The organism is Abyssibacter sp. (assembly GCF_964229365.1).
Taxonomy (GTDB): domain Bacteria; phylum Pseudomonadota; class Gammaproteobacteria; order Nevskiales; family OUC007; genus Abyssibacter.
In genome coordinates this window covers 1-16797 of the sequence record NZ_CAXRDQ010000038.1, presented here as the reverse complement: position 1 = coordinate 16797, position 16797 = coordinate 1, and the positions used below count along the sequence as shown (strand labels likewise).

Annotated in this window: 17 protein-coding genes; 11 read left to right on the top strand and 6 right to left on the bottom strand. The window is 65.3% G+C overall.

The features are described from left to right. Nucleotide 1 precedes the first annotated feature (1 nt). Genes ACE1EY_RS05985 through stpA form a run of 4 tightly spaced genes read left to right on the top strand, consistent with a single transcriptional unit; the run spans nucleotide 2 to nucleotide 4641 of the window. Nucleotides 2-763, top strand: coding sequence for a DUF1365 domain-containing protein (locus tag ACE1EY_RS05985; RefSeq protein WP_291513081.1), 762 nt, complete (start codon nucleotides 2-4; stop codon nucleotides 761-763). Further along, nucleotides 760-2001 (top strand): cyclopropane-fatty-acyl-phospholipid synthase family protein, encoded by a 1242-nt coding sequence (locus ACE1EY_RS05980; RefSeq protein WP_291513080.1) that lies wholly within the window; start codon nucleotides 760-762, stop codon nucleotides 1999-2001. Before ACE1EY_RS05985 ends, ACE1EY_RS05980 begins: the two co-directional genes overlap by 4 nt. A 22-nt stretch (nucleotides 2002-2023) precedes the next feature. Further along, complete coding sequence (locus ACE1EY_RS05975) at nucleotides 2024-3340, top strand: MFS transporter (protein ID WP_370299701.1); 1317 nt, start codon at nucleotides 2024-2026, stop codon at nucleotides 3338-3340. A gap of 29 nt (nucleotides 3341-3369) precedes the next feature. Then, nucleotides 3370-4641 (top strand): glucosylglycerol 3-phosphatase, encoded by a 1272-nt coding sequence (gene stpA, locus ACE1EY_RS05970; RefSeq protein ID WP_370299700.1) that lies wholly within the window; start codon nucleotides 3370-3372, stop codon nucleotides 4639-4641. On the opposite strand, the gene ACE1EY_RS05965 is transcribed toward stpA, so the two are convergent. The 3 genes from ACE1EY_RS05965 to murI form a co-directional block, all read right to left on the bottom strand. Next, on the bottom strand, nucleotides 4638-5045 hold the full coding sequence (locus ACE1EY_RS05965; RefSeq protein ID WP_370299699.1) for a hypothetical protein: 408 nt from the start codon (nucleotides 5043-5045) through the stop codon (nucleotides 4638-4640). The two genes, stpA and ACE1EY_RS05965, sit on opposite strands and share 4 nt — an antisense overlap. A 75-nt stretch (nucleotides 5046-5120) precedes the next feature. Then, nucleotides 5121-5912, bottom strand: coding sequence for an FHA domain-containing protein (locus ACE1EY_RS05960; RefSeq protein ID WP_373928054.1), 792 nt, complete (start codon nucleotides 5910-5912; stop codon nucleotides 5121-5123). 67 nt (nucleotides 5913-5979) lie between these two features. After that, entirely contained in the window at nucleotides 5980-6873 is an 894-nt protein-coding gene (gene murI / locus ACE1EY_RS05955; protein ID WP_291513075.1) for a glutamate racemase, read from the bottom strand. 141 nt (nucleotides 6874-7014) lie between these two features. On the opposite strand from murI, the gene ACE1EY_RS05950 reads away from it, so the two are divergent. The 7 genes from ACE1EY_RS05950 to ACE1EY_RS05920 all read left to right on the top strand — a co-directional run bounded on the left by ACE1EY_RS05950 (nucleotide 7015) and on the right by ACE1EY_RS05920 (nucleotide 13822). After that, a complete protein-coding gene (locus ACE1EY_RS05950; RefSeq protein ID WP_370299697.1) occupies nucleotides 7015-8400 on the top strand; it encodes an alpha/beta fold hydrolase in 1386 nt (461 codons plus the stop codon). After that, on the top strand, nucleotides 8397-9119 hold the full coding sequence (locus tag ACE1EY_RS05945; protein WP_291513073.1) for an ATP-binding cassette domain-containing protein: 723 nt from the start codon (nucleotides 8397-8399) through the stop codon (nucleotides 9117-9119). The genes ACE1EY_RS05950 and ACE1EY_RS05945 overlap by 4 nt, the downstream gene beginning before the upstream one ends. Continuing rightward, the gene (locus ACE1EY_RS05940; protein WP_370299696.1) at nucleotides 9116-10282 is read left to right on the top strand and encodes an ABC transporter permease; all 1167 of its coding nucleotides are present in this window, start codon (nucleotides 9116-9118) and stop codon (nucleotides 10280-10282) included. The genes ACE1EY_RS05945 and ACE1EY_RS05940 overlap by 4 nt, the downstream gene beginning before the upstream one ends. A 25-nt stretch (nucleotides 10283-10307) precedes the next feature. Continuing rightward, entirely contained in the window at nucleotides 10308-10802 is a 495-nt protein-coding gene (locus tag ACE1EY_RS05935) for an RNA polymerase sigma factor (protein ID WP_373928053.1), read from the top strand. Continuing rightward, entirely contained in the window at nucleotides 10799-11380 is a 582-nt protein-coding gene (locus tag ACE1EY_RS05930; protein WP_370299694.1) for a hypothetical protein, read from the top strand. The genes ACE1EY_RS05935 and ACE1EY_RS05930 overlap by 4 nt, the downstream gene beginning before the upstream one ends. An 81-nt stretch (nucleotides 11381-11461) precedes the next feature. Beyond that, a complete protein-coding gene (locus ACE1EY_RS05925; protein ID WP_370299693.1) occupies nucleotides 11462-13048 on the top strand; it encodes a M28 family metallopeptidase in 1587 nt (528 codons plus the stop codon). 72 nt (nucleotides 13049-13120) lie between these two features. Then, nucleotides 13121-13822, top strand: a complete 702-nt coding sequence (locus tag ACE1EY_RS05920) for a DUF3429 family protein (RefSeq protein WP_370299692.1) — start codon at nucleotides 13121-13123, stop codon at nucleotides 13820-13822. 23 nt (nucleotides 13823-13845) lie between these two features. On the opposite strand, the gene ACE1EY_RS05915 is transcribed toward ACE1EY_RS05920, so the two are convergent. The 3 genes from ACE1EY_RS05915 to ACE1EY_RS05905 form a co-directional block, all read right to left on the bottom strand. Then, complete coding sequence (locus ACE1EY_RS05915; protein ID WP_370299691.1) at nucleotides 13846-15165, bottom strand: S41 family peptidase; 1320 nt, start codon at nucleotides 15163-15165, stop codon at nucleotides 13846-13848. 30 nt (nucleotides 15166-15195) lie between these two features. Continuing rightward, the gene (locus ACE1EY_RS05910) at nucleotides 15196-16086 is read right to left on the bottom strand and encodes a TIGR01777 family oxidoreductase (protein WP_370299690.1); all 891 of its coding nucleotides are present in this window, start codon (nucleotides 16084-16086) and stop codon (nucleotides 15196-15198) included. A gap of 93 nt (nucleotides 16087-16179) precedes the next feature. After that, nucleotides 16180-16797: translocation/assembly module TamB domain-containing protein (locus ACE1EY_RS05905; protein WP_370299689.1), on the bottom strand; the 618-nt coding region annotated here is incomplete at its 5' end.

The window sequence follows — 16797 nt, the reverse complement described above, 5'->3', positions numbered from 1 at the left end:
TATGACGGCCGCGCTTTACAGCATGCGCACCATGCACCGCCGTCATGTCGCGCCTCTTTACCGCTTTGTCTACCGTATCTTTTACCTATGGCTGGACATCGATCATGTGGACGATGCCGCCCGGGGCCGCCGCCTGTTCAGTTATAACCGCTGGAACCTGCTCTCGTTCTTTGATCGCGACCACGGCCACCGGCGTGATGGCCCCTTGCGGCCGTGGGTGACCGCCATCGCAGCCCGGCACGGCATCGAGCTGGATGACGGCCCGATCCACCTGCTGTGCCTGCCGCGGGTGTTCGGCTATGTGTTCAACCCCATCAGCCTGTTCTATTGCAGCGACCGCGACGGCGCGCTGCGCGCAATCGTCGCTGAGGTGCGGAATACCTTCGGCGAGATGCACAGTTACGTGATTCATCAACACGGTGAGCCTTTGAATCTCGATCAGCATTTTGATCGCAGCAAGCGCTTCCACGTATCGCCATTTCTCGACGTGGCCGGAACCTATCGTTTCGAGTTCACCGCCCCGGCTGAATCCGCGCAGGTGATCATCAACGAATACAAGGATGAGACACCGATTCTGACGGCGACGCTGTCGGGACAACGCCAACCCCTGACCGACGCTGGCATTGCGCGGTTAATGCTGGCGATGCCGTTTCACACACTGGGGGTGGTGATCGGCATTCACTGGCAGGCATTGAAGCTTTGGCTGCGCGGCGCCGGGTATCGGCCCAAACCCGCACCGCCGCATGAGGAGAGCACAGGATGAATCAGGAGCAACCGACGTTGAGCTTGCGGGATGTACGGGACTCGAATCCGCACCCGACCGCAGCCCCCGGCCTCGCCATCGCGGCGATGCTGTGGATGCTCAAGGGTCTGAAGATCGGCCAGCTGGACGTCACGCTGCCGGATGGCAGCAAGCGCCGGTTCACCGGCGATCAGCCGGGGCCGCAAGGGCATCTGCGCCTGCGCAGCGGGGCGGTTTTGCGCAAATCCATTCTTGGCGCCGCCACCGGCTTTGCCGAGTCCTACCTGGACGGCGACTGGGATTCGCCCAACCTGGCCGAGACCCTGCATGTGCTGATGCTCAATCAGGCGCATTACCGCGGGCCCTACGATCGCAACCCGGTCACGCACTGGATCGGTCGCACCCTGCACGCCATGCGGGCCAATACCAAGGCGGGAAGCCGACGCAACATCCAAGCACATTACGACCTGGGGAACGACTTCTACGAGTTGTGGCTGGACGAGACGATGACCTATTCGGCCGCCGTCTTCGATCCGATGGAGGAAGACCTCGCCGCCGCCCAGCGCCGCAAGTACCAGTGCATGCTCGACCGGCTGGACCTGCAGGCCGACCATCACCTGCTGGAGATCGGTTCGGGCTGGGGCGGCTTCGCCATCCATGCGGCGCAGACCACGGGCTGCCGGGTCACCAGCATCACGCTATCCGACGAGCAGCTCGCCGAAGCCCGTCGCCGCGCCGAGCAGGCCGGGGTTGCTGACCGGGTCGAATTCCGGCTGCAGGATTACCGCGACCTGCACGAGCAATTCGATCGCGTGGTATCGATCGAAATGTACGAAGCCGTGGGCGAGGACTACTGGCCCACCTATTTCAACACCATTCGTGAAGTGCTGAAGCGCGATGGTGTCGCCGTGTTGCAGGGCATCACCATCGATGAGCAGCATTTCGACGACTACCGGAGTCGCATCGACTTCATCCAGAAGTACATCTTTCCCGGTGGCATGCTCGCCAGCCCCAGCGTGTTTCAGCGCAGCGCGCATCGAGCCGGGTTGACGACGGACAATCCGACCTTCTTCGGCCCGCATTACGCCGAAACGCTGCGCCGCTGGCATGACCAGGTGCTGGAGCACCGCTCGGCCATCGTCGGACAATTCGATGAGCGCTTCCTGCGGATGTGGCGCTACTATCTGGCGTACTGCGAATGCGGGTTCGAGGACGGACGCATCGACGTGATGCATATCGCCCTGCGCCACAGCGACTGACACCAGCGACCAAGGAGATCCGATGGCGGGCTCGCTGAGCACTCGCCAGCTCGCCGCCTATGGCGCGTTGGGCATGCCGCTCACGGCCCTGCTGCTGCCGTTGGCGATCTTTCTGCCGGCGTATTACGCGCAGCTACCGGCGCTGACCACGGGACTGGTCGGCGCGCTGCTGTTCGGCGCCCGGCTCTGGGACCTGGTCACCGACCTGGGTGTCGGCTGGGCCTCCGACCACACGCGCAGCCGGTTCGGCCGACGGCGGCCCTGGATCGTGCTGGGTACACCGGTGTTGCTTCTCGGCGCCTGGGCGCTGTTCACGCCACCGCAAACCGCGACCTGGCTTTACCTGCTGGGCTGGTCACTCATCGCCTATCTGGGCTGGAGCATGATCATGCTGCCGTACCAGACCTGGGGCGCCGAACTGTCGGCCGACTACGACGAGCGCTCCCGGGTGACGGCCGCGCGCGAAATCTTTGCCGTGGTCGGCACGCTGATCGCGATCATCCTGCCGAACGTGCTGATGCAGCGGGGCGGCGACACCGGCGACGGCCTGGAAGCCCTTTACTGGTTTTTGCTGGTGTCCTTGCCGCTGTGCCTGCTGGTGCTGCTGATCGGCGTCCGCGAACCGAAACGCCAGCGTGACGGCCACGCCGGTCTGAATCTGCGCAATGGCGTGCGCCTGCTGACGCAAAACCGGCCGTTTCGCCGCCTGCTCATCGCCTACCTGCTCAACGGCTTCGCCAACGCCCTGCCGGCCGTGCTGTTCGTGTTCTTTGTCGAGCACCGCCTGGAGGCGTCGCAGGCGGAATTGGGCTTCGCGCTGGTGGTGTACTTCCTGTCCGCGGTGCTGGGCCTACCCATCTGGCTATGGGTGGGTCGGCACTGGAGCAAACACCGGCTGTGGTGTGCATCGATGCTTTGGGTCTCGGGCGTGTTCATCTTCGCCCCCTTCCTCGGTACGGGCGACCTGGTTCCGTATTTGGTGATCTGCGTGCTGGGCGGCGCCTGCCTGGGCGTGGATCAGGCGATTCCGGCCTCCATCCAGGCCGACGTGATCGACGAGGACACCGCGGCCGGCGGCGGCGGCCGCGCGGGGCTTTACTTCGGGCTCTGGGGGCTTGCGACCAAGCTCGCGATCGCGCTGGGGGTGGGGTTGGCCTTCCCGGTGCTCGATCTGGCCGGCTTCGACGCCAAGATCGACAACGACGACACCGCGTTGTGGACGCTGGGCCTGCTCTACGCCGTGGTGCCGGTGGTCATCAAGCTATGCGTGGTGCCGGTGGTGTGGAATTTCCCGCTGGACCGTCAGCGCCATGCGCAGCTGCAGGCCAGCATGTCCTAGGCAGGGGCCGCGACGTTACCATCGCCCCCATGAGCAATCCGCTACCGCAATACTCGCTGGACGCCACGTGGTTTCTGGAGGAACTGGCCGCCAGCGACACCCTGCTGATCATCCAGGACCTCGATGGCGTGTGCATGGGCCTGGTTCGCGATCCGCTGACCCGTCAGCTGGAACGCCGCTACATCGACGCGGCCAGACGCCTGGACGGCGCGTTCTACGTGCTGACCAATGGCGAACATATCGGCCGCCGCGGCGTGAACCAGCTCATCCACGGCGCCCTGGCGTCGGAGACCCTGGCCGCCGAGCAGGGCCTGTACCTGCCAGGCCTCGCCGCGGGCGGCGTGCAGCTGCAGGATCGCTTCGGTGCCGTCAGCCACCCCGGCGTCAGCGATGCCGAACTCGCGTTTCTGCGGGCAGTGCCTGACCAGGCCGAGCAGTTCCTGATCGAAATGCTCACCCAGGCCCCTTTTGCGCTGCCGACAGACGAGGCCGTCGCGCTCGCCAGCACCTGCGTGCTGGACAACCCGGCATCGCCTACCGTGAATCTCAACCCGGTGCACCATCGATTCGTCGATACACCCGACCGCTACCTCCATGCGCAGCGGCGCACGGCGGAACTGATCGACAGGCTGCTAACCACCGCCGCCGAACGCGGACTGGCGGACTCGTTTTTCGTGCACTACGCCCCCAATTTGGGCCGCGATGCCTGCGGCGATGAGCTGGTCAAATTCGCCGACGGCGACAACGCGGGCACCACGGACTTCCAGTTCATGCTCAAGGGGGCGATCAAGGAGGTCGGCGTGCTGGTGATTCTCAATCACTACGCACATCGACTCACCGGACACTGGCCGCTGGGCGAGGGCTTCAATGCACGGGACGCACCGCAGGACCACGACCAGTTGCTGGCGTTAGCCCAGGAACGGTTCGATCCGGCCTGGATGCCGCGCATGGTCGGGGTGGGGGACACCGTCACCGCCTATCCGCAGGCAGACGGCAAGCAGACCCGCTACCAGCGCGGCGGCAGTGACCGCGGCTTCTTGACCCTGGTGCAGGCGCTGGGCGAGCGTTTCGGAACCGACAATGCCGTGGTCTACGTGGACAGCAGCGCCGGCGAGGTCCGCCGCCCCGGTGTCGATGCCGCCGGGCTGCAGCAGGCACATGGAGACCGCGCGGTGGCGGTCGCCGCGATGCGAGGCATTAGCGATCCGGAAGATCCGCTACGGCCCAACCTCATTCTGCCCGGCGGTCACACGCAGTACATTGATTGGTTCTGCGCGCTGGCTGCGCAGCGCAGCCGCTAACCAACAACCGCTCGCGGGCCGGTCCGGTCATCCATCCGCCGCCCAAACCGCAGGCCGTCATTCGCTGCCGGTCGCCGCAGGATGTCGCGCTGCGAACGCATCTGGCGAAACGCCTCGATCCAGTCGCTGGGGCGTGGCAACGAGGGCGGGGCGTACACCAGTGCGGCGCCGCTTTCGGTGAGTTCGAGCAGCAACCCTTCACGGTCCACCCGCGTACGAAACACGCCGGTCTGGACCAGCGAAGACAGCGCATCGGTGAAATCCGAGGCCCTGACCGGCAGCGGCCCCAGGTGGCCGCGTAACGCGGCGACATGCAGGCACCCGCCAGACGGGATCGCACAGGCGTTGACGGTGTCGATGATCGCATTGCGGACGGCGGCAACCGCTGCGAGCGCTTTGTCCATGGCGAGAGTCTCCGGGCAGATACTGATCGGGTATCGGCCGGGTACGGAGCAGCTTGATGGACTCATCGCTGGCGTTCACGCCAACCGCGCAGCGACCAATGTCAGAAACTCCGACAACGCCTCGGCGGGATCAGCGTAATGGGATTCGTTCTGATCCAGGTCACGAACCCAGATGCGTTCGTCGCCTCCGACCCGGCGCTCAGGATGACCGCGAGAAAACATCAGCAAGGGCGCCCGGCGATCGCCGGGCGACAACTTGAACTTTACCGCGACCTCGCGCGTATCGCGGCTGAACGTGAAATAGCCGATACGTTGATCCTCTCGCAGACGCGCCTTCAATCGACGCAACTCATCCAGCGTCTGTGTCCAGGCCGTCTCGAACGCCTGCTGCCGCTGCGCGGCTTCGCTTTGCACTGCATCCCTGTGAGAACGAATGCTGTTGATCTTGTGATCTAGCAGGCTGTCGGCGGGTTGCGGTGCATGCGGGCTTTCTCTGCGCTGGAGCGGACCCGCCGGCGACCCCTGCGGTTCGGCCATCGGTATCAGCGTGAAACCAGCCGGTCTGGTCGCAGGCGCGGCCGGCGCGCCCTCGTTGCGGATTCGAACCCGCAAATCCGCGACCGCCACACGCTGCGACGGCGCGAGCGAGATGCGCTGACCAATCGGGACGCCATCGACAAAGACACCGTTGGAACTGCCGAGATCCTCCACCCAGAGGCACCCGTCGACCACGGCGAAACTTGCATGGCGACGCGAGATCGCCGGGTGGTTGACCCGGAGCTCACAGCCGGGCGCCCGGCCCAGCGAAACCTCGCCTTCGCAAAGCTCGCAGCGCGCCTTCTCTTGGCCCCGCGAGTCTTCGATCACGATCACCCACATTCGATTAGCCCACCCCCTAAGCACGCTGCGGGGCAGTATACGATCGGTGCTCCCCTCAGGCGTGGTGAGGCGCCAGGACCTGCCTCAGCTGAACCGGCGCCTGCCATAGCAGTTCGATCACCGGACCGACGACATCGGGCACTCCGGAGGTGAAGAAGCGCAGCACACCGGCCCCACTATGCGGCGCCATGCCGGCATCCGAAGCCAGCCGGCGGCGCAGTTGCTGGGTCACCGCGACCGCCGGGTCGATGATGGTGACGCCGGACCCGGTCATGTGGCTTATGGTCGGCAACAGGAACGGGTAGTGCGTACACCCCAGCACCAGCACATCGATGTGTTCGTCCAGCAAGGGCTGCAAGTAGCGCGACAGCAACGGCATGGTGCGCGCCGGGTCCAGGTGTCCGCGTTCAACCAACTCGACCAGACCGGGGCAGGGCTGCGCCACGATGCGCGCACCATTGGCGTAGCGCTGCACCAGGTCCTGGAACTGTTCGCTGGCCAAGGTCCGTTCGGTGGCCAGCACACCCACCGCGCCGCTACGGGTCATCAATGCCGCCGGCTTGATCGCCGGCTCCATCGCCACGATGGGAATATCGAACTCCGCGCGCAGCGAAGCCACCGCCACCACGGTCGCGGTATTGCAGGCGACCACGACAGCCTTGGCTCCTTGCTCGACCAGCCATCCGCAGACCACGCGTGCACGCGCCGTGATCTCGTCGCCGCTGCGGCCGCCATAGGGCGCATAGGCCGCGTCGGCCAGATAGATCAGATCTTCCCGCGGCAGCATCTCGTGAATGTGGCGCAGCACGGAAAGACCGCCCACGCCGGAGTCGAACACACCGATCGGTGCCCCATTCACGTGGCTGGCGTCGTCTTCAGATCGGGGCAGGAACGGCATGGATCGCTTGTGCGGGTCGTCATCAACAGCTGCATTGTGCACGGCTGCCACGGGACTGGAACCGCTGGGCGGGGTGCCCGCGAACGCCGACGGCCGGGCGGATGTAATAAAACGGTGCACCGCGCAGACTAGTAAAGCTCTGACCCGTTCCGATATTGGGGTGCCCCCTTGCTGTCGCTTTCGATTCTCGCCATGACCGCCGCCGGTCTGACCTCGCCCTGTTTTGTGGATGGGCTGAGCAGCCGCGTGGAATGCGGCAGCCTGGCCGTTCCCGTGCATCACGACGCCGCCGACGGCCCGACGATCGACATGGCGTTTGTCCGCCTGCCGGCGCGGTCGGCCACGCCTGCGGCCGATCCGGTTGTCGTCATCCCGGGCGGGCCGGGCCAGTCCGGCCGGTCCATCGTACCGATCGCAGCCAGGCTGCTGGATGCGGCCAATGTCGATCGCGATGTCATCGTCATCGACCCGCGTGGCACCGGGCACTCCGGCAAGCTGGCCTGCCCGGTCGAGGATGAGGATTTCGTCGCCGACCGCGAACGGGTGATCGCCGACACCATCGCCTGCCGCGACGCGCTGGATGCCGACCTGACCGCCTATGGCAGCGAAGCGGTGGCCGATGATCTGGAACGCCTGCGCCAGCACCTGGGCGCGCCCAAACTCAATCTGTGGGGTGGCTCCTGGGGTAGCCGTGCCGCACTGGTCTACGCCCGCCGCTACCCCGACGTGACCCGCACCCTGGTGTTGGACTCCGTGGCGCCGACGGACTGGATCATCGGCGCCAGCATGGGGGCCGATGCGGATCGCGCCCTGCAACGGGTGTTCGAGGCCTGCGCGGCGGAATCCGGCTGCGCCCAGGCCTTTCCCACCGTGCCCAGGCGGTTCAACCAATTGCTGAACCGGCTGGACGCGCGCCCGCATACCGACGATCTCGCGCATCCACTCACCGGCGCCACGCGAGCGGTCAGCTTCAACGCGCTGCGCATGAGTTCAGCGGTGCGGGGCATGCTCTACAGCGATGCCATGATCCGCGTGCTGCCGTACACCGTGATGCAGGCATACGAGGGCCGATATGCTCCCCTTTACGCGGCCTCGGAGGCTTTCAACTCCGGCACGCTGGACGATCTGGCCTTCGGCATGATGCTGTCGGTGCTTTGCTCCGAGGACATTGGCACGCTGCCTTCCGACGGTGTCGGCAGTGAGGAGTCGACGTCCTTTCTTGGTGATCAGATCTTCCAGTTCTGGCAGGCCGCCTGTTCGGTCTGGCCCCGGCACGCGGTGGCGGAGGATTTTCATGATCCGGTGACCAGCGACATCCCCAGCCTGCTGATCACGGGGTCCTGGGATCCGGTCACACCGCCGTACACCGCCCATCAGGCCGCCAGAACGCTCAGCCATGCCCGCGTGCTGGAAGTGCAGGGCGCCGCCCACATCGCCAGTTCGCGCGGTTGCATCCCGCAGCTCACGGCCAAGTTCATCGACTCAGCCGACACCGCGAGCCTGGACACCGGCTGCGTAGACCAGATCCAGCCCAAGGCCTTCTTCATCGACGCGACCGGCCCGGAGATTTCCGAATGATTCAGGCACAACAACTCGCCAAGCGCTTCGGCAAGGTGCAGGCCGTGCAGGACGTGAGCTTCGAAGCGCCCGACGGCGCAATCACCGGACTGCTCGGGCCCAACGGCGCCGGCAAGACCACCGCCATGCGCTGTGTCGAGGGCTTGCTGCGGCCCGATATCGGCCAGGTGACGATCGACGGCATACACGTCGCCCGCCAGCCCCAGGCCGCACGCCGGCGCCTGGGCGTGCTGCCGGACCAGTTCGGCCTGTACGCGCGGCTGACCACGCGCGAGCATCTGGCGTACTTCGGTCGTCTGCACGGGCTGGATCGCCGGGCATTGGATCAGGCTATCGGTGCGGTATCCGCGCAGCTGCAGATCGAGGCGCTGCTCGATCGCCGCGTCGAAGGCTTCTCGGCCGGTGAGCGCATGAAGGTCGGTCTGGCGCGTGCGCTGCTGCACGGGCCGCAGAATCTGGTACTGGACGAACCCACCCGGGGATTGGACGTGATGAGTACGCGCGGCCTGCGTGATCACCTGCGAACGCTGCGCTCGGCGGGTTGCTGCATCGTCTTCTCCAGCCATGTGATGCAGGAGGTCGAGGAGCTTTGCGACCACCTGGTAATCGTCGATGACGGCATCGTCAAGGCAGCCGGCAGCCCTGCCGAGCTCTGTCGCCAGGCCGGTCAGTCGCGACTGGAAGATGCCTTTGTTCAACTCATCGGAGTCGCCGCATGATGCGCCAGCTCTGGGCTGTGGCCCGCAAGGAATTCGTGGACGCGCGCCGCGATCCGCGTTCGATCATGACACTCGTCGGCTACTCGCTCATGGGACCGGTGATGATGCTGGCCGCGTTCACGGCGCTGGTCGAGAACGAGACCCGCAACGAAAAGACCGTCGCCGTCCAGCACCTCGACCGCGCGCCAGGACTGGCCGCGCACCTGCAGGAGCAGGGCTTCGAGCTGGAGACGCTGGACCCCGAACTCGACATCCTGCAAGCCATCGGCGACCACGATGCAATCCTGCGCCCCGCGGCTGACTTCCAGGCCAGCCTGCGCGCCGGCCAGCCAGCCCAGATCGAGCTGGTGCTGGACACCTCGAAAACCAGCAGTCAGAGCATGGCTCGGCGCGTGGAACAGGCCATGGCGGTCTGGAGCGGGGAGCTCGCCAGCCTGCGCCTGATGGCCCTGGGCGTGTCGCCGCAGGCCGCGCAACCCATCGAGATGCAGCGGCGTGACGTTGCCAGCCGGGCCGACCGGGCCGCGCTGGTGCTCAGCGGCTTTCAGGTCTTCGTGCTGATCGCCGCCTTCTTCGGCAGCATGCACGTGTGCATTGATGCCACGGCCGGCGAACGCGAACGCCGGTCGCTGGAGGCGCTGCTGGTACAGCCCGTCTCGGCATTCAGCCTGGTCGTCGGCAAATGGCTGGTGGCCGCCGGCTACGGGCTGTTCGGCGTGGCGCTCACGCTGACGGCGATGGGCATACTGCTGCCGATGGCGCCGCTGGGGGAGCTGGGCATTAGCTACCAGCCCACGCCGCAGTCCGTGCTGACGATGTTCGCGCTGATCGCGCCACTGGCGTTGCTGGCCTCCGGCCTGCAGATGCTCGCGGCCAGTTATGCCAAGTCGTTCAAGGAAGCCCAGACCTACCTGTCGCTGCTGATGTTCGTACCGATGGTGCCGGCCATGGCGGTCAGCTTTTTGCAGCTGGACGCAGAACCCTGGATGTTCGCGGTGCCGGTGCTGGGCCAGCAACAACTGCTCAGCGACGCGCTGCGTGAGGTCCCGCCGGACCTGCTCTCGTTTGGTATCGCCACCTCGGTGGTGGTCGGCGCGGGGCTGGTCTGCGTGCTGATCACCGCGCGCCTGTACGGATCGGAACGCATGCTGCGCGGCCTGTGACCAGATCGCGGTGACGGCAGCCCAGGTGAGCGATTTCCCGGCACTGGTGTCCGAGTTCGGCCCGGCCATCCAGCGTGTTGCCGCATCCTACGAGCGCGACCAGGGACTTTGCGAAGACCTGGTGCAGGACATGCTGGTCGCGATCTGGAAAGCCTGGCCACGGTATCGCGGCGATGCCTCGCCGCGCACCTTCATCCTGCGCATCGCCCACAACCGCGGCGCCTCGCATGCGATGACCCAGGCCCGGCAACCACGGGTCACTTCCGAGATGCCCGAACTGGGCAGTGCCACGGACACGGCGCTACGCGCGGCCGAGCGTCAGGAGCAAGCCGACCGCCTGCTCCGGGCCGTGCGTGAACTGCCCCTGGGCCAGCGGCAGCTGGTCACGCTGGCCCTGGAAGGACTCAGCTACGCGGAGATGGCCGAGGTGCTGGACATCAGCAGCAATCTGGTCGGTGTACGCCTGAACCGCGCCCGTAAAGCGCTAACGGACAAGCTGTCCGGGGAGACAGATCAATGAGCGACTGGGACTCCATGCAACAACTGTGGCAGTCGGTGGATGGCGATTCGTCGCCGACCGGCGCTCCGAACCACGCCGCTGCGCTCGGTGACCGCCTCCGAAAGCGATCGCGCTGGGTGCGCTGGTACATGGGATCAGAGCTCATCTGTGCCCCCTTCGCATTGATGGCGCTGGCCTGGGCCTGGACCATCGTCGACCGGCCGTTCGAGCGGGTCGCCATCATCACGCTCGCCATCGGCATCGCCGCGTATTTTCTGGCGATCTTCGGCGCCTACCGCCGACAGCGTGGCACGGTGCCGGTACGGCCCTGGGCAATACGCGCGCAGATGCTGAAAGTCACGCGCTTCTGGCTCACCGTGTGCCGTTCGGCGACCTTGCTGTTTCTGGTCATGTTGCCGATACCACTGTTCGATGCGTTGGCCCGGGGCCTGGAACAGCGCTGGCCGTATCTGCTGTTTTCGATTCTGTGGGCGACCGGGTGGATCATCCTCTGCCAGATTTTCGCGCGCCGGCTATGGCAGCGGTCACGGGCGTACTGCATCGGCACGGCGAAATCGGCGAGGTACAGAATTTTCTGACACGCGTCCGACCCGCTGACCGACAGCATCGATACGCCGAGTCCGCCAGACTGACGACCCAACTCGCCCTGACTTGGCCTGATGAGCGTGCTGCTACAACGACTACTAATCCCAACGTTGCTGTCCTGTCTGCTGCTCAGCGCCTGTGTGGGCGGTTCCGGCGGAGATGACGACAGCACCCCGCCGGTGGGACCGACCGACCCCACCGACCCGACGCCACCAACGAGCATTCCTCTGGGGGAAGCCGGGGAGACGTCCTATGCCCACATGCTGGAATACCTGGATGTGGTGCTGGACCCGGCGAACTTCGATGAATGCCTGACCACCGACCTCGAAACCGAGTGGTACAAGTGCATCCCGGGGCCCCGCACCGGCAGCGGGCTGGGTCATGTGGTGCACGACTGGGCGGCGAACCAGCTGCGTGCCATCGATGGCATCGTCAACGTGCAGCAGCAGCCCTTTGCGTTCCCCGTCTTCAAGCCTGTCGACTACTCCCTATCCGTGAGTACGCCGGACGGCGAACCGTTCAGACCGGCCGTCTTTCCCTGGTATTTCCAGGGCATCTCTCCGCCCGAGGGCGTGACCGGCGAGCTTGTTGACCTGGGCGGCGGCTCGCTGCTGGATCGGCTTCGCGCCGGCGATCTCAGCGGCAAGATCGTGATCTTCACGGCGACACAGGCGCTCAACGCACAAACCGTTGGCGCGCAACGGGCGCTGGATTTCGCAGCGGAAAACGGCGCCGTCGGCGCCATTGTTGCCATCGAAGGCCCGGCCAACGAACTGGTGGCGCAGAACTACAACACCATCGAAGGCCTGCGCCCCTTGCCGACCGTGGTCGTGGGCGAGTTCGACGGCGATCGGCTGGTGGAACTGGTTGGGCAACCCGCGCATCTGCTGGTCGATGCCTCCGTGCAACCTCCGGGCCCCACCGGGTTCTCGTACAACAGCTACGGCTTTCTTCCAGGCATTGATCGCGACAACTATCTGGTGATCGGCACCCCGGTAAACGGCTGGTTCACGGTCGGCTCCGAACGCGGACCCGGAGTGGGGGGCCTGATCTACCTGGCGCGCTACCTCGCCGATCGCGTCGCCCGCGACGGACCGCTGCCGTACACGGTGGTCTTCGCCTTCACCGGCGGACATGAAGTCTTCGGCTTCGGCCAGGAGCGGGTGCTGCAATGCCTGGGCCCGGAGAAAGTCGCCGCCTACATCCACCTCGGCGCCGGTCTGGCGAGCAAGGGCTATATCGAAGTCGCCGGCCAGCCCACGGAAACCGGCCTGGCCGCCACGCAACGGGCCTTGTTCATCTCCGAAAACCTGATCCTGGAACCCACGGTGCTGGCCGCCTTCGCCGATGTCGTGGCCACCCAGGTGCTAACGGTGTCGGCGGCAGGCTCGCTCAATCCGGGTGAGGCGCGTGCTGCCTACGCGCTACAGATCCCGACCATGGGTATCTCCGGTGCCGGACTGTTCCATCACTCGCCATCGGATACTGCGGACAAGATCTCGGTCGACTATCTCGGGCCGGTGATCGAGAGCTACCGTTCAGTGATCGAATCGCTGATGGACACCGAACCGGACACGTTGCGTGCCGCCAATGCGCTCGCCAACGCCCTGGCCGGAGATCCGATCGGATTTCAGTGCCCTGGACCGGTGCAGGTGCCGTAATCCGCAGTCAGTCCTGATACCGATCTTCCACCTGCCGGCCCGCGACCCGGTGGGGCCGGTATCATCCGGCCCATGCAATCGGACGCGCTGCAAACACTAATCGACACCACGCCCGTGGTGATCATCGCCTCCAAGCTGACCGACACCCGAACGCTGGAACGACGGCTGGGCCTGGTCGCCGTGGATTTTCGGATTGTCATCCTTGGCATGGGCAGCGCCGAGCATCGAGCCAGCTTTGAGATGCTGCGCGAGCGCAGTGGTTGGGCCCAGTTGCCGCTGATCTTCGTCCACGGCCGCTGTATCGGCGGCGAGCCCGAGCTGCTCGCCCATCCGCTGCTCAATCCCGGCTCCAGACTGGCCTGGGCTCTGGGTCTGGCGAGCCTGGCGCCGTTGCTGCTAGGCGCGCTGGGAAGCCATCTGCAAATCGGCCTGGTCGGGCCGCATCTGTTCGACGCGACGCTTGCCTATGCCGTGTTGATGCTCGCGTTTATCTCCGGCGCGCAATGGGGCGGCGCCGTCAATGCGCGGGGACTGCGCACCCGCCGTCGGTATCTGACCTCCGCCATTCCGCCATTCGTCATCTGGCCTGCCTGGCTCGTCGGGCCGGTTCCTGCGCTCGCCGTGTTAGTTACCGCGTTCGCAGCAACCCTGTTCTCCGACATCAACTGGGGCCGGCGTCACGCCTGGCCCTGGTGGTACCTGCGACTGCGCGCAGTCGTCACCGCGACTGCAATGGTGGCGCTGCTGGTCATGCTCGAAGCGGTGCCAAGCTGATGCGACCACGCGGCCCGGGAGCATTAGTGCGCCCCGATCAGCCCGCGCACGCCGCTCAGATACTCGCTACGCGAAGATGATCCGCGCTTGGTTACCGCCGGGCATTGCCCGGTGGTGATCACGTCCAGTGCGGTTTGAATCGACGCCTCGTTGCCGGCATTGGCATCCAAGCTCAGCGGTTCTGACCAATCATCGTCAGCAACGCAATCGGGCGCGATGCCATCAAAATAATCGCCCTGACCGTCAGCGTTGAGCGTCTGGAACGTCACGGCGACCAAAGTCTTGTCGCAGAAGTCCATGGGGTGCTGACCGACCGGCTTGCCAAAGGTTGTGCTGCCGACCAGCACCACATCCAGAAACGGTTCAAGACCGTTGATCACCAACTCGCTGGCCGACGCGGTGGACTGGGTTCCGATAACCACGACACGACCGAGATCCAGCGCCTGCGTCTCGTCGAAGAAGCGTTCGATAAAACCGAGCTCCGGGTGGTCATCGTTCGCGGTCGCGTCGGTGAAGATCTCGTTGTTCCCGCTGTTGATCACCGGGCCTCCGGCGATCAGGCTGCCGAGCACGGTGGACGTCCGGACACTGCCGCCGCCGTTGTAGCGCAGGTCAACAATCAACTCGTCCACACCCGCGGCGCTGAAATCGCTGAACGCATCACGCAGCGCATCTCGCGAGATCTCGGTGAAGAAATTGGTGAACAGCAGGTAACCCACCGTCATGCCACCCGGGGTTTCGAAAACCTGGGCGTTTTGCACGCTGTCAATCGTGACGACGGCCTTGGTCACGCTGACAACGCGGGACTGAGCGGCATCCGGGTCCTGAATCTCCAGTTCCACGGTCACGCCAGCCTCATCGGCGCCCAGCAGGCTGTCGAAATAATTCGGTTGGTCAGGGTCGGACGACGGCACCTGCCCATCAATACGCAGAATGCGTGTACCTCGCTCGAGGCCGGCGTTGGCTGCCGGGCTGCCGCTGAACACCAGCAGGGCGGTGAGTTCATCGGCATCGGTGAACCCCAGACGAACGCCCAGGCCGGTGAACTCGCCCTCGTTGAGCAACGACGTGAACTCGGCCTGGTCAGCCACGTAGCTGTAGCTGCCGCCGAACCGGGTCTGGTCCAGGGAGTGCTTTAAATCCTGCAGCAACGCCGACGGCGATGCGTAATCCGCGGGGTCGGCGCCGTCCGCAACAAAGTCAGCCCAGAGATAGCTGTCTCGAAGCTCATCGTAGACGTAGCTGTTCTGGCCCACGACGCCGCAATCGGATGGCCCTGAACTGCCGCCACCACCACAAGCCGCCAGGGTCGCCACGGCGAGGAGATACAGGAATCGGTTCATGCTCAGTCTCCGCAATTCAGGATTGGCAGCTTAGCCAAAGATATCGGCGAACGCCGCTTCCACAGTGTCGAATTCGTAATCGAAGCCGGCCTTGGATGCCGCGACCGGCACGACGCGCTGACCGGTTAGCAGCAAGTGCGCCATCTCGCCGACCATGAGCTTGAGCGCGAAGGCCGGAACCGGAAAAACCACCGGGCGGTGCAACGCGGCACCCAGCGCCTTGGAAAAATGCCGGTTGGTCACCGGCGTCGGCGCGACTGCATTCACCGCGCCGTTGAACTGTGGATCGGACAAGCCCAGCTGGATTAAGGCAACGAGATCCTTGCGATGAATCCACGACATCCACTGGCGGCCATGCCCCAGCCAGCCACCCAGACCCCAGCGAAACGGCGGCAGCATCGCCTGCAACGCGCCTCCATGCTGATCCAGCACGACGCCGATGCGCAGTCGCACAACGCGGGAACCCAGTCCCTGGGCCCTCTGCGCCGCCGCTTCCCAGTCTCGGCAGAGCCGGTGCTGGTACTCGTCCACCGGATCGGCCGCTTCGTCCAGCGGGGTATTGCCCTGTGCGCCGTAATACCCGACAGCGGACCCGGAGATGAGCACCGACGGCGGCGTTGCCTGTCGCCCCATCCACTCGACCAGCGCCTTGGTCAGCATCACCCGGCTATCGAAAAATGCCCGTTTGCGTCGGGCGTTCCAGCGGCCGGCAGCCAGACTCTCGCCGGCGAGATTGACGACAGCGTCTACGGGCGACTGAATGCGATCCAGTTCGGACACGCAGCGAACCGCGGCCGGCAGGGACTGCGTGGCGGCCTCGGGACTACGCGTGAGCACGGTTAACCGCCAGCCGGTGGCCAGCAGTTCGAGGATCAATGCATGTCCGATAAAGCCGGTGCCACCGGTGATCAGGGCGTGCACGTGCAAACCTCTTGTGCGCGGGACGAGATGAAAGTGTACGCCGCTGCCCGCCGGCGGAACCGGGGCGTTCACGCTTGCCTTCGGATCTGCGAATCAGTCCCGTTCGATGGTGTAGATCAGATCGCCGCCGGTCTGGGTTCCGGTCTCGGTCTTGAGCGTCCACTTGTCCGACAGCAGATAACGCAGGCGGAAGCTCTGCCCCGGTTTGAACAGCGCCACGCCATAGCTCACGTACAGCTTGGGCGACAGATACTTGCCCAGGACCAGCGCGGCCTGGTCGTTGGACTCCCCGGCCTGGGCGCCGATGCTGATCTCGTCCAGCCCGACCTTGTCCTGCAGGGTGTTTGCGAGAAAACCGCCACCCTTGAGACCTAGCGCCAACGCTGCATTGGCCAGCGCCGCCTGTTCGGTGCCACTGGCGCCCGACTTGCGGTCCATGGAGCGACCCAGCACCAGATACGACAGTTGCTCCTGCTGCTGCATCGTCGGGTCGGAGTACAACTCGAACTCCGGCTGGCTCAAGGGGCCACGAACCCGAACCCCAACCTCGATATCCTCAGCCGGGTAGCGCGAGGCTTTCACGTCCAACCCCGGCTCGATGATCGGCCCGCCGGCGAAGATCAGCCGACCCCGGCGGATATCCAGATTCTGCCCATAGGCCTTGTAGGCGCCATCGACCAGACGTAGTTCGCCGGTCGCCGTGGTCTGATT